This is a genomic window from Armatimonadota bacterium (assembly GCA_023511795.1).
Classification (GTDB): domain Bacteria; phylum Armatimonadota; class UBA5829; order DTJY01; family DTJY01; genus JAIMAU01.
Window position 1 is genome coordinate 34,367 of record JAIMAU010000004.1, and the last position, 13,653, is coordinate 48,019.

The window sequence follows — 13,653 nt, forward strand, 5'->3', positions numbered from 1 at the left end:
CATTAATCTCCCATGCCGGAACGTTTAAAGAGATCCTCGAGGCGTTTTCGCTGGCGGTATTCCTTATACCATTTAAGAGGATTGAATGTCCGACTTCGACTGTATCTAGGGCGAATGCGGATGATATTATCCTGGACTCGACGGCGAGATGTGCCAAAGTGAAACGCAGTACCACTTTTAGCATACCAATAGGCAGCTCCACAGCCTGCAAGCGCAAACACCCCAAGGATGAGATTTCGTGAGCCATACTCGATAAATACTATCCCTACACTAATTAGGGCTACCCATTTTAATCTAAGAGGTATAAAAAACATAAACAATATTTGCTGTTCAGGGTTCAACATGGCCCATGCAACAGTCACTGCCGCAATTGGAAGCCATAATCCGGCGGCGCTAGTCGAAGTGCCAATTAGCATGCTTCCCACATACAAGCCAAACGCTGTCAGGGCAGAAGTAATAAAGAAGAACGCGGCATACGTCCGACTTCCCCACGACCGCTCTAGACTCCCGCCTGCAAGCCAAAGCCAGTAGATAGCAAAAAGCATATAAATAATGCCACCAAATATCCCCACAAGTGGATAGGTTACTACAGTCCAAGGTTTTGCGAACAATTGGGAAGTAGTAAAAACAAAGTATTCCTCAATTATTCGCATCCGAAATAGAACCATGCCGAGGAAAGTTATGATATTTGCTATAATTACCGATTTTGTTACGGGTATACCATCATGGAATATCCAATGTTTCATTTTATATTGCAAGTCATCAGCTCGCATATATGTCCTCCGTTGCTCCAAAAACCAATTCTCCCACAACCTTTAGATTCTAACACCTAATATCACAAGTGTCGAGTGGGGATTATGCATAAAGAAGTTGCATAACCAAGATATTCAGAAACCCAAGATTTTTGCTGTTATTTAATAAAAATACTCCAGTAATCTCCACTATGCACCGATAATTTGAGTAGAAAGCACCATCTTTTTCTCCTTTCCGGTCTTGCCCCGGTCTACCGACAACCGGGGTATTTTTTTGTGCCCACTTTTTAAAAACACCCATCTTAATTGACACCACAAGCGTATTATGGTATACCAATTCCAAATGTGCTTGTAGACAACACGACGCTGGAAAGGAGAATAACCGTATGGCGGATAGGATAGACGTAGAAGAACTTTTAAACAAAACTGTAGATTTAAACGCCTCTGATATGCACATGCTCGTAGGAGAGCCTCCCACGCTTAGAATCCACGGCAGGCTCCACAGACTTGAGGAATACGGTCAACTCAAGCCCGAGCAAACGGAACAATTTCTACGAGATATCGCCACGCCCAGAGCACTAGCTGAGATGGAGGAAGTACAAGGAGCAGACTTTGGTTACACATTCGCAAGAGCTCGCTTTAGAGTCGCAGCTTTTATGCAAAAGGGTACTGTTGCCATCAACATGCGCCTTATTCCATACAAACTACTAACGTTCGAGGAGATTGGGCTTGACAATCGCATTCAGAGGCTACTCTATGCGCCACGCGGTTTGATATTGGTAACCGGGCCAACAGGGTCTGGTAAAACTACCACGTTGGCGACGATGATAGATTTCATAAACCAACACCGAGACTGCCATATCATAACTATCGAAGACCCAATTGAATACTACCACGAGCCCAAAAAGTCCATTATCTCACAGCGAGAGGTTGGAAATGACGTCCCAAGTTTTGCCGTGGGGGTTGTCAAGGCTCTGCGACAAGACCCAGATGTTATCCTTGTGGGTGAAATGCGAGACCTTGCGACTATTTCAGCGGCGGTAACCGCCGCTGAAACTGGCCACCTTGTATTTTCCACCCTACATACAACAGGAGCGGCCAGAACAGTTGACCGAATTGTAGACGTTTTCCCATTTGACCAGCAAGAACAAATCCGAACACAGCTCAGCGGCAATCTCATTGCAGTTATATCGCAACTTCTTCTGCCTAAAAAAGACGGCAATGGGCGAGTGGCAGTATTCGAAATCATGATTGCTACTCCCGCAATTCAGCACCTAATCAGAGAGAAAAAGACATATGCCATATTCTCTGCTATTCAGACGGGCCAGCAACTTGGGATGAAAACGCTTGATCATTCGCTCTTCGAGCTTTACTCGAGAGGACTAATAGACAGAAATGAAATGCTTCGCGCTGCTGAAAAACCAGAGGAAATCCTCGAAAAGCTCGGCGAAAGGAAAGCAACAAGGGAAATACAATAGCTGGTAGAATGCCCTTTTAGATTCAAGTGCCTGGCAAAAGTTGGATTGCCAGGCACTTGAATATTAGCACAGTATTCTACGGTGGCGGAATTATAAGCTCGAGGCAGTTGCCATGCGACTGCAGCCAGTAACCCCGCCATGGCTCAAACTTAGTTGAGTCTGGCCAATCGTCTGGCAAACCAGCGGTCTTCAGCGAACAGGTTGCAGAGTCCCACCACCACAAAGTAGCTGAAATCCATCCCTCTGATATTGCCTCTTCTATAGAACGCGTCTTGGGCTCAACCGCGTTCGGATTGAATACTTCACAATTGCTTATATCTTGAGAGGTCGTCCACGGATATCCAATGATAGTCCATGGGGATTCTAAAGGAGCTGCTTGCGCCAGCTTAATGTGACGAGCAACCGTAGGCTGAGCACCCATGCATTTGATTGTAGTAGGTTCAGTTGCGAAGTAGAAATACCCTTCGTCAGCGCTGATATTCCCAAACGCCTCAGGATCCCAAGAGCTATACACAACCCATGTGGCTGTGTCCTTATCCCATCGGAAAAGTTTTGAATCTATGTCTTGGTTACGGAAGACTATATGGGGACTTGGATTAGCCGGCTCAAGAGGAATTGAAATCAAATTCCAACCAGGGTTAATTGTACCCACTGGACTCACTACCTCTTCGGGTGCAATAATTTCCGGCACTGTGACTAATTCGTAGCCTCTATTTCTTAGTTCGTTAATTATTGTAGGCATAGCAGCTTCGGTATTAGCCACAGTGCAATGATAAAGCATAATGCACCCATTGGTTGCTGCATTCAGCGTACGATTAATAATCTCCTCCGTTGACGCATTCCACGATGCATCGCCACAATCTTCTGTCCAATATATGCTTCTAAAGCCTGCGTTCGCCGCTGCAGCAAGAACATGTGAATCGGTATACCCATAAGGTGCTCTAAAATAAGAATGGGTATGGTGGCCAGTAATGCCATACAAGATATCATCTGTAACGCTCAACTGCCACGCAATCTGTTCGTCGGTACAGTCACGCAAATCCGGATGGTCGTATGTATGATTGCCAATGTGATTACCGTTCGCAGCAATCTGAGCTACTTGCGAGGGTTGAGTTTGAGCGACTAGACCAGTGATAAAGAAAGTGCAGAAAACCTTTTGGTCTTTTAGGAATTGGATTAGACCAGAACGAATTGATGCCGTGCCTGCGTCGAATGTCAGAGCCATTTGGTGGCGAGAAGTATTGCCAATAGATACTTCTGTGAAGTCCTTACCAGGTGTAAGCGCCCAGTCCTCATTTGACGGCGTTGAAACTCGAGTAGCATCGAAAGCCCGTACACGATAATAATAGTTTGTCGCTGGGTTCACACTTACATCGGAATATGTAGTTACCCCTGCATTAACTATGGCTATTTGCTGAAAGAGGCCGTTCGGCCCCACCATTCGTTCAATCCTAAAGCCTAATTCATCCAGTGACCTATCAGTCCAAGTAAGGTCGACACGAGTTTCCGAAATGGGCGTCGCAACAAGGTCAGTTGGTGCTGCAAGGCCAGGAGTTGTAACCAACGCCTCATTCGAATAAGCAGAGTTTCCTGCTTCTTGATAAGCACATACACGGTAGTAGTAAGTTTGACCTGAGCTGAGCCCTGAATCAGTATAGGTTGTTACACTCTCACCAACATTTGCAATAAAAGTGTAAGCACCTCCAGCTATCTTGCGCTCAATACGGAAGCCATATTCATCGTTTGAATTGTCCTGCCATTGCAGATGAACCTGGGTCTCCGACAAGGCAGTTGCCACAAGATTACTCGGTGGATTTGCAGCAGGAGGTGTACCTCTCAAATTGCCATAAACATATCCGTCAAAAGAACCAATAACAACACTTCCATCAGCAGCAATTGCTGGGGATGAGTAACCACTTCCCCTCATTAGGAAGTGCCATTTTTTCGTGCCATTCGAGTTTAAAGCCCAGACATAGCCATCAAATGTGCTAAAAATTATCGTGCCATCGGCGGTAACCGCTGGCGAAGATCGAATGTCCGAACCTGTTTCGAAATGCCAGATTTCCGCACCGGTTGCTGGGTCAAGCGCATACAGCGTGCCATAATTCGAACCTACGTAGACTGTACCGTTAGGACCAATGGCTGGCGAGGAAGTAGTACTGCCATTTTTATAGCCTGCCAAGAACTTCCATATAAGGCTACCATCCGAAGCGTTGATAGCATAACAATAACCATCATATGCACCAAAAAATATTTTGGAGCCATCCGAACTAATAGCTGGCGAACTGAGAATGCCATCACCCGCAGAATAATTCCACAAAATGCTGCCATTAGTTGGATTTACTGCATACAATTTTGAATTACTGCTACCTACATATATTTTTCCATCTGGTCCCACCGCAGGCGAAGACATATGCATGTCGCCCAATGTACAAGACCACTTTCTTGTACCGTTTGGATTGAGAGCATAAAGTTTTCCATCCCTCGAGCCAATATATATCGTGCCATCGGGGGCAACAGCAGGAGAACCTGTAATGTCGCCCCCCGTTAAATAGCTCCATTTTAACGTCCCATTTGAATTAAAAGCATACAACCTATCGCTGTTGCTTCCAATGTAGATTGTTCCGTCGGATGCTATTGCTGGAGATGAACGTGTGGAGGACCCTATGGAAGCCGACCATTTAAATGTTCCATTGCTGTTTAAAGCATAAAGTGAAGAGCTGCCGCCGATATATATTGTGCCGTCTGGACCTATTGCCGGCGATGAAAGCCCACCACCAACACTATATTTCCAGTAAGTACCACCCGGAGCAGGGTCATGGCTCGGGCTCGCACCCGTATGTCGAAGGTCATGGCGAAACATAGGCCAAGGGGAGTTTGCCAGCTGTGCAATTGCGCTAGCTGAACAAACAACCAATGTTGCAACCAAAAACATCTTAACAGGTTTTACAAAACTTGCCTTTACCATCTTCAAACAGTCCTTTTTCAAAGAATGCAAATACTTTTATGGCTTTGGGATTATAAGATCCAAGCCATTTGTAAAAGATTGAACACAATAACCACGCCAGGGCTCCAGTTGCGTTGTGTCAGGCCAATCATCCGGCAAGCCTACTGTTCGAAGAGAACCACAGGCCGAGTCCCACCACCAAAATGTGCTCAAAATCCAGCCAGACGCCGCTGCCTCTGCAATTGGCCGTTCTTTGGAGTCCGTAGCATTTGGATTATTTACACTGCAGTTGCTTATCGGCTGAGCTATTGAAAACGGATAGCCTATTACCGTCCACTGAACAGAAGATGGCGATTTCTGGGCAAGTTTGATGTGGCGAGCAGCTGAGGGTTGGGCACCTGCGCACTTTATTATTACCGGCGTAGTGGTATAGAGCCAGTAGCCTTCGTCTGGACTAATGGTACCGAATGTTTCAACATCCCATGAGTCAAAGGAAAAGTAGCTCACAAAATCCTTATCCCACCGGTATAAATTACCGTCAATTTCCACGTTACGAAAAACGACAAGAGGATTAGGGTTGGCAGGTTCGGTAGGAATCGAAATCAGATTCCATCCAGGGTTTATCAAGCCAGCTGGACTTGTGACGACTTCTGGTGCAAGTATCTCAGGAACGGTGACAAGCTCGTAGCCTCTATTTCTTAGCTCAGTAATTATAGTTGGCATGGCGATTTCCGTGTTTTCCGGGCTACAGTGGTATAACATAATGCAACCATTTCTTGCATTGCTAAGTGTATTGTTGATAATTTGCTCCACAGTCCAGCCACCAAAGTCCCCTCCACCTGCTGTGCATGCGATATCTCGATAACCCACGCTTTGCGCAAGTGCAAGTACCCGCTCGTCTCTATCGAGACCCGGCGCTCTGAAATATGGCCTAGCATGGTGGCCACATATTGAATATAACACGTCATCTGTTTTCGTAAGTTGATAGATAACTTCCTCATCGCTACAGGTTGTGAGGTTGGGATGGGTGTACGTGCGATTTCCGATGTAGTGCCCATCAACTGCAGCTTGGACAACATTCCACGGCTCGGCTTCGGCCACTTTGCCAGTGATGAAAAATGTACTATAGACTTTATACTGCCTTAAGATGTCAAGCAAACCGGGACGGATTGGCGTTACTCCAGCATCAAACGTCAGTGCCATCTGCTTCCTTGAGGTATTGCCCAATGTTACGTCGGAAAAAACCATACCATGGGTTTGCGCCCATGCTTCGTTGGAATATATAGAATATCTCATCGCGTCAAAACTCCGAATGCGGTAGTAATATGTTTCTGCGCGAGCAAGTCCCATGTCGGTATAAGACGTCACGTTAGGACCAACAACTGCAATTTGGCGAAAATGTCCATTTGGCCCCGTCATTCGCTCAATTGCAAAGCCTAGCTCGGTTGCAGACCAATCTCTCCAAGTGAGACTAACCTCTGACTCTGATATACCAACTGCTACCAAATCAGTTGGCGCGGCCAATCCAGGCATAGTAACACACGCTTCGTTTGTGTATCCAGAGTTGCCGCCCTCCTGATAGGCACATACCCGATAGCAGTATGTCAAACCACTACCAACGCCAGAATCATCATAAGAGGTAACACCAGCTCCAACTACTGCTACCAAAGTAAAGTTAAGGTTAGGTACAAGCCGCCGCTCAATTCTAAAGCCATATTCATTATTGGAGTTATCTTGCCATTGAAGATGAACTTGGGTTTCAGAAATTGCGGCAGCCGTGAGGTTGCTCGGCGGATTGGCAGCAGGAGGTGTTCCCCTCAAGCCGCCATATACATAACCATCGGTTGCGTCAACGACAACAGTACCATCTGCAGAAATCGCCGGGGAAGCATAAATGCCACTTTTAGCAAGAAACCGCCATTTTAGGGTGCCGTTTGGATTGAGAGCATACAGGTAGCCATCCCATGTCCCAAAATATATCGTACCATCCGCACTAACTGCAGGCGACGAGCGAATGTCTGAACCTGTTTCAAATCGCCAAATCTCAGTCCCAACTGGAGAAATTGCATGGAGCGTCCCGTAATTCGAGCCTATGTAGATTGTACCGTCAGGAGCGATAGCAGGAGAAGACGAAGTGCTTCCAGATTTAAGCGCAATAGGAAATGTCCAAAGCAGTGTGCTGTTTTTGTTAACTGCATAGAGCTTTCGGTCCCACGAAGAAAAATATATAGTGTTTCCATCTGCTGTAATTGCTGGTGAGCTCAAGACTTCGGCACCGGTAGGAAAACGCCATTTTTCAGAACCATCTGGATTGATTGCATAGAGGTTTTTGTCATAACTGCCTACGTAAATTGTCCCATCAGGCCCGACTGCCGGCGATGAAGTATGCACACTAGTGCCGCACTGCGTCGCCCATTTTAGCGTTCCATCGGGGTTTATTGCATACAACTTACCATCCCTTGAGCCGACATAAACAGTTCCATCTGGTCCGATTGCCGGAGAACTTGTTACATCACCCCCCGTTAGATAACTCCATTTTACAGTGCCGTTGGGGTTGACAGCATAGAGCATGTCATTGGTTGAGCCGACATATACCGTTCCATCTGCTGCAATTGCCGGACTTGAGCGATCTACGGTGCCGATTAAGCATTTCCACTTTAGCCTGCCATCTGGGTACAAAGCATTTAGATATGAACCAGCGCCGATGTAAATAGTGCCGTCAGGCCCGATTGCACAAGATCCGTACCCACCACCCGTATAATATTTCCAGAAGGTTGAAGCCATAGGTGGGTCATGGATTGGACTTGCACCCGTGTGTCGAAGGTCATGGCGAAACATCGGCCAAGGGGAGTTTGCTAACTGAGAATAGGCAAAATTAGCTAAAAACAACGATAACACGCAACTAACTAGGAAGGGGAGTACCATTTGAGCGCAGTAGCACTTTTTGCACATTGCCTAGCTCCTTTTCTCTGAAGGAGTTGCTACCCTACGCCAAGCCTTCCATGGTATGGTCGAGGGTAAAATGGGAGAAATTGTTTATATATTATTAAACATTTTCTCAGTTTTGTCAAGAGCCGTTGCATGCTTAAACCACTGCGCCACAGTCAAAGCATGATTGCATGATTGATCGTTTAGTAATAAAAATGGGGGCAGAAGCCTTGGCTTCTGCCCCTTAAATATTCTACACCTGCTTTATTCAAAAACAACTGCAAAATTCTCTTCTTATGCCGCCATCCTGTTATCTGCTTTCCTTCTGTCTAATATATTAATGAACAGCTCTACCAGATTTGGGTCGAATTGTGTGCCTGCACAACGCTGCAGCTCTTCCTTTGCTTCATCAGGTGTCATCTTTTTGCCGTGCACTCTGTCCGTCATCATTGCATGGTAAGCATCTACAATTGCAATTATTCGAGCTATCAAAGGAATTTCTTCACCCTTTAAACAGTTCGGATAACCGCTTCCATCCCAAGCTTCATGATGATAAAGAATTCCTGGAAGCATTGACTTCAGATGAGGCGATTTCTGAACAATAGCATAGCCTAAGGCTGGATGACTTCTAATGACTCGCTTTTCTTCCTCGGTAAGATCCCCTTTCTTCCTCAAAATAGAAGCAGAGATGCCAAGCTTGCCGATGTCATGCAATAAGCTTGCAATCTTTACGTCATTTCGTTCTTGTTCCGATAAGCCAAGCGCTTCTGCTAGGGCAACAGCATCTTGCATTACGGCGCAAGATGTACCGGGTTCTCTCTGCTCCTTTGCATCTACTGCTGCGGCTATGGCCTCGATTGTACTAATATCAGTAGCATGAAGCAGTAAATAAAGTCGGTATGGGTCAGCAGACTTGTCCGTTGAAAAGTCACTACTAAACGCAACTACGCGGTTTCTGCCCATAGACTTCGCCTGGTACATGGCTAAATCAGCAGCCATTATCAAGCCTTCGCGCTCAGTACTGTGAATAGGGTACTGCGCCACCCCTAAGCTGATGGTAACAGGGATGCTTTGACCATCTTTACCAATGAAGCAGTGCCTCCTTACTGCTGACCTAAGTCTTTCTGCAACAGCAACAGCCTCGGACGCCTGGGACTCTGGAAGTATAATAGCGAACTCTTCACCTCCATAGCGGCTGACTACATCAATATCTCGCACCGAGCTGACAAGCAATTTGGCAACTTCTTGGAGCACAACATCCCCGACAGGATGCCCATGCGTATCATTCAGCGCCTTGAAGTGGTCAATATCCAACATAATGATGGAAAGTGGTCGGCCATATCGCTCAGCCCGACTTAACTCCTTTCCTAAGCGCTCCTGAAAATAACGGTGATTATAAAGGTCCGTAAGTCCATCAGTGTTAGCACGTTCAATTAAGCGATCTCTACTTTCTTTAAGAGCCACAACCATATGGTTGAACGCTCTTGAAAGCTCTCCAATTTCATCGGCAGACTTTATTGGTATTGCAACATCTAAATTACCGGAAGAAATAGCCCGGGCTGCCGCGGTAAGCTGCTTTATTGGCCTGCTTATTGTCCTCGCCAATGAGATTGTTCCTACCAACCCTACAAGAAAAGCTACAGCAAAAACGCATAACAATCGCGCTTGCAAACCCTCAATAATCATATCAACCGTCTGAGTGCCAAAGCCGACTCCAATCGTGCCCATTTCCCCAGGCTTAATCATTGTTGGAATGTTCACAATTTGGAAGTTTTTACCTTCAGAAAGGTCAAGTGTTCGAAGGAAGCGTAGAAGTTTTGAAGACTGACGACCAAATGGGTGCTTCTGATTGTAATCCTTAGACAGTCGGCTTTGGGCAAATATAGTCTTCCCGCTTGGTTCATTTATAACTACAAACAAGATGTCAGCATCCGCCTTCATAAATCTCTCAGCAAATGCTCTATATTTGTTCATATCACCTACTTCAGTTATAGGAGAAAACGAAAGCGCGAGAATTCTTGAGAGTACCTGGTATTTATCGGTTTTTTGATCATTGAGAGCTTTTGATTGTTCCGAGATAACTAAATGCCCCACAGCAAGGAGTAATGCAAAAAGCAATCCCGAAGTCAAGATGCACAATCTTGACTCAAGATTGCCTTTTAATTTTAACTTCCTCATACTATCCCACCAAAACTTACTTGCTTTGCAAAAGCTGATAATATTTGAACTGCTCAAATTAATTATTGGATTTCTTGGTGAGTTTCTTAGAGTAAAACAAAGCCAAAAGAAATTGACTTTCGCTTGTTTTTTCAATATTTGGTGAATATAATGACTAAAAGTCAGCCTCAAAGGGAGGTATTTAGAAATGACAAAACAACCAGTTGTTACATCACGTGCCCCTGCTGCAATTGGTCCTTATTCACAAGCAATTCGAGCTGGCGAGTTTCTATTTATCTCCGGTCAAATAGGGGTCGACCCAGCTACGGGCAAATTCGTAGAGGGAGACACAGCAGCCCAGACAGACCGGGCTTTGCGAAATATCATGAACATTCTCGAGGATTCTGGAGCAACGCTTAACGATGTGGTAAAAACAACAATTTATCTGGCTGATTTGAACGACTTTGCGATTGTAAATGAAGTATATGCTAGATATTTCGATACCGAACCCCCTGCACGAGCCACCGTTGAGGTCTCCAGATTGCCAAAAGATGCCAAAGTTGAAATCGAAGCGATTGCCTGGTTGGGTCAATAACAAGGAGGGTAATATGCCAGTAATCCGCACGTCTGAGAAACCAATGGGTGAGGGAAACCGACCTGAGTGGTGCAAAGTTACAAGTGCCGGGATATTCGGCGTCCCTCGAGAAAATGGAAGATTTGATTGTCACTTTCATGACTGCGATGAATATTGGCTTATATTTCAGGGTAAGGCAAAAGTAATGTCCGAAGGGCATGAGTATTATGTCAAACCTGGAGATATTGTTTGCACCCGTGCTGGCGACGAACACGACGTTATAGAAGTTTACGAGGATTTATGGGCATTTTGGTTTGAAGACGCCACTCCAAAAGGAGGACGCATTGGCCACCTTCATAAGGATGAAGAAAAAAGCAAAGGCCACCCAGTGCCTGCCAAACCATTGCCAAGTGACTTTCCAACATAAAAAGCGAGAGGTTAAAGAAAAATGGTTTATCAATCTGAGATAAACATCAACACTCGTGAAAGCCACGAAATGCATGATCTTACGAACCAAATTGCAACAATTGTCCGCGAGTCAGGAGTAATCAAGGGCATTGTCAATGTTTTTAATATCGGAAGCACCGGGGCTGTCGGCACGATTGAGTTTGAGCCAGGGCTTGCCAAAGATTTGCCAGCAATTCTCAACCGAATGATTCCGCCCAGTCGCGATTACGCCCATGAAAAAACCTGGCATGATGGAAACGGCCATTCGCATCTTCAAGCTACGCTTCTCGGACCTTCGCTAACTGTCCCAATTGCGGATGGAAAGCTGGTCCTAGGGACTTGGCAACAGATATTCTTTCTCGAATGCGATATCAAGCCCCGCCGCCGCACAATTCTTGTGACGGTATATGGAGAATAGAAAACCAAATAGCGATTTGCAAACAAAACACTTCAAAGGAGAGCCGGGGGGGTGCGCATAGCGCTTCTTTTTGGTGTACTTTATATTATGATGTCCTCACTTGCATTAGGGAACAACGATATCCAAAAGCCCAAAAAATTCATTGGGATGCTTCAAAATGGGAAGCCTTTCATTGCTACTATGTATTACGAACGATATTACAATTTTCCAGATGAATACTACCTAATGGACCGCGACCTAGAAGATATAGCGGCAAGGGGTTGGACAATCGCATTTACCGATTATACCCATTTGTCATTGAGTGAGGTATGGGACCATTATTACGAAAAAGCAAAAAGCCTGGGTATTTATGTCATGCCCGACCAATGGAATGCTTGCTTCCACGCTGGCGGCCCATTTTTCTCGCGCATAAAGCTCCCAATAACTGAAACAGGCGGCCCACCCACGGGATTCGCTATCGGCGCCCAGGTGCGGTTCTGCGACCAATCGTTCATTGATGCTATGGTCGAATACCAATCCCAAGTGCTATCGCGATACATTAACCATCCCGCTTTCCCTAGAATCCTAGGACCGGATGGCAAACATCATCCAGTAATGCTAGTTATATATGAAACTGGCATGGCAGACTATGACGGCCATTGGATAGATTATTCACCAGATACTGCAGAGCAGTTTGTCGAATACCAAAAGAAGCGCATTGGCAAAGTTCTCGTTTACAAACCACCCATGCCGTCTGAAATAAACAAACAAGAAGCCCTAGTGCTATGGAACGATTTCCGAGCAGAATATCTCTCGAATGGCTGGTGTGCAGTTGCTCGGGAATTAAAGGCAAAGTTTCCAGGACTTTATACAATGGTCTGCTTTCGCCAACATGGCTTGCTAGAGGAAAGCAAAAGCGGGGTCAACCAAGGAGGCATCGGCAGAAGAGCAATCCGTCCAGAGCTTTGGAGAGACTTTGATATAATATGCAGCGAACACGACGGCGACGATGGCATCGAATATCTACTTGCAGATGCAGACTTAATAAAATCAGCATCTGTGGGGCGGATTGGCGCTATTGAGTATTATCTAGACTCCGGATACAAAGCCTGGAGTGCACGCCCAGTCGAATTCCACCGCCCATGGGGACAAGCGGAAATGCTGGGGATAGCATCGCTTCGCTGCCTGCTGCCCCTTCACTATGGATATAATGAACGAGATGATCGTGCAGGTATAGCCAGCATCGGCCGCAGAGAAAAGGATGCCCCACTCTGGCAAGAAAAGACGTGTGCTGAAGCAGCTGAAGCTAATGCGATATTTCAGGAAGTCGCTCCTTACATATACGCTGCTAAGCCAGCTCCCGCCAGAGCAGCTATTGTAATGCCTTACGAAGCATATGCACTCTCCAACGATGACGAACTCTCCCTCGACCGCTGGCTTGTAAAGTTACACAATCTATTCATTAAGAACGATATTACGGTGGATTGGGTTTTCACAAGCGCAAGGGAAATTGGGCAATACCGTTTTCTTGTTGTTCCAAACGCTCCTTACTCAAAAGATTTTGAGAAAGCAATTAGTCAGGCAGAGAAAAAGGGAACAAAAGTCATCCGGGTGCAATTGAAAGACAACTCAAGTTTGAGCAAGCTTGAAAAGCAAATAGTATCAAGAATCAGTGAACTGCGAATTTCGCGATTAACTCGACATGTAAATGTTGAAACAGGATTATTAATTGGTAATGGGTATGAAATTGATATAGCGGTCAATCATGGACATGTTCCTATTCATTATTCGGAAGTGAGCAATGCGCTCGTGTTTCCAAAAGAAAAGCGCAGGACAAACGTAATAGTACTCCGCCCCCACAGCGCGATATGGATAGTAAGGTCTACACGCCATTGACAAACCTTATAGCGTATGTTACAGTTGACGCGCTACGATGCTTTTGGCAGGCGGCGGCGTACTTTACGCCTATAGTT

General features: G+C 45.7%; 9 protein-coding genes. 5 read left to right on the forward strand and 4 right to left on the reverse strand.

Translation table 11 applies throughout. The features are described 5' to 3' along the window. Positions 1–2: 2 nt before the first annotated feature. Complete coding sequence (locus tag K6T99_05815) at positions 3–773, reverse strand: rhomboid family intramembrane serine protease (GenBank protein ID MCL6519329.1); 771 nt, start codon at positions 771–773, stop codon at positions 3–5. Positions 774–1,138: 365 nt separating this feature from the next. Here K6T99_05815 and K6T99_05820 point away from each other — a divergent pair, with 365 nt between their 5' ends. Further along, positions 1,139–2,230, forward strand: coding sequence for a type IV pilus twitching motility protein PilT (locus tag K6T99_05820; GenBank protein MCL6519330.1), 1,092 nt, complete (start codon positions 1,139–1,141; stop codon positions 2,228–2,230). Between the two features lie 76 nt (positions 2,231–2,306). Here K6T99_05820 and K6T99_05825 read toward each other — a convergent pair whose 3' ends face one another. The 3 genes from K6T99_05825 to K6T99_05835 all read right to left on the reverse strand — a co-directional run bounded on the left by K6T99_05825 (position 2,307) and on the right by K6T99_05835 (position 10,283). Further along, a complete protein-coding gene (locus tag K6T99_05825; protein ID MCL6519331.1) occupies positions 2,307–5,198 on the reverse strand; it encodes a PQQ-binding-like beta-propeller repeat protein in 2,892 nt (963 codons plus the stop codon). 36 nt (positions 5,199–5,234) lie between these two features. Beyond that, complete coding sequence (locus tag K6T99_05830; protein MCL6519332.1) at positions 5,235–8,015, reverse strand: PQQ-binding-like beta-propeller repeat protein; 2,781 nt, start codon at positions 8,013–8,015, stop codon at positions 5,235–5,237. A gap of 384 nt (positions 8,016–8,399) precedes the next feature. Then, positions 8,400–10,283 (reverse strand): diguanylate cyclase, encoded by a 1,884-nt coding sequence (locus K6T99_05835; GenBank protein ID MCL6519333.1) that lies wholly within the window; start codon positions 10,281–10,283, stop codon positions 8,400–8,402. A 187-nt stretch (positions 10,284–10,470) separates the two neighbouring features. Here K6T99_05835 and K6T99_05840 point away from each other — a divergent pair, with 187 nt between their 5' ends. The 4 genes from K6T99_05840 to K6T99_05855 are packed head-to-tail and all read left to right on the forward strand — an operon-like array spanning position 10,471 to position 13,576. Continuing rightward, entirely contained in the window at positions 10,471–10,857 is a 387-nt protein-coding gene (locus K6T99_05840; protein ID MCL6519334.1) for a RidA family protein, read from the forward strand. A gap of 13 nt (positions 10,858–10,870) precedes the next feature. After that, entirely contained in the window at positions 10,871–11,263 is a 393-nt protein-coding gene (locus K6T99_05845) for a cupin domain-containing protein (GenBank protein MCL6519335.1), read from the forward strand. 21 nt (positions 11,264–11,284) lie between these two features. Continuing rightward, positions 11,285–11,701 carry a secondary thiamine-phosphate synthase enzyme YjbQ gene (locus tag K6T99_05850; protein ID MCL6519336.1) on the forward strand — a complete coding sequence of 139 codons (417 nt, stop codon included), beginning with the start codon at positions 11,285–11,287 and terminating at the stop codon, positions 11,699–11,701. A 51-nt stretch (positions 11,702–11,752) separates the two neighbouring features. After that, complete coding sequence (locus K6T99_05855; GenBank protein ID MCL6519337.1) at positions 11,753–13,576, forward strand: hypothetical protein; 1,824 nt, start codon at positions 11,753–11,755, stop codon at positions 13,574–13,576. Positions 13,577–13,653 lie beyond the last annotated feature (77 nt).

Coding starts and splice junctions, on each gene's coding strand:
- K6T99_05820 (MCL6519330.1), top strand. CDS start 1,139: ATGGCGGATAGGATAGACGTAGAAGAACTTTTAAACAAAACTGTAGAT.
- K6T99_05840 (MCL6519334.1), top strand. CDS start 10,471: ATGACAAAACAACCAGTTGTTACATCACGTGCCCCTGCTGCAATTGGT.
- K6T99_05845 (MCL6519335.1), top strand. CDS start 10,871: ATGCCAGTAATCCGCACGTCTGAGAAACCAATGGGTGAGGGAAACCGA.
- K6T99_05830 (MCL6519332.1), bottom strand. CDS start 8,015: ATGTTTCGCCATGACCTTCGACACACGGGTGCAAGTCCAATCCATGAC.
- K6T99_05835 (MCL6519333.1), bottom strand. CDS start 10,283: ATGAGGAAGTTAAAATTAAAAGGCAATCTTGAGTCAAGATTGTGCATC.
- K6T99_05825 (MCL6519331.1), bottom strand. CDS start 5,198: ATGGTAAAGGCAAGTTTTGTAAAACCTGTTAAGATGTTTTTGGTTGCA.
- K6T99_05850 (MCL6519336.1), top strand. CDS start 11,285: ATGGTTTATCAATCTGAGATAAACATCAACACTCGTGAAAGCCACGAA.
- K6T99_05815 (MCL6519329.1), bottom strand. CDS start 773: ATGCGAGCTGATGACTTGCAATATAAAATGAAACATTGGATATTCCAT.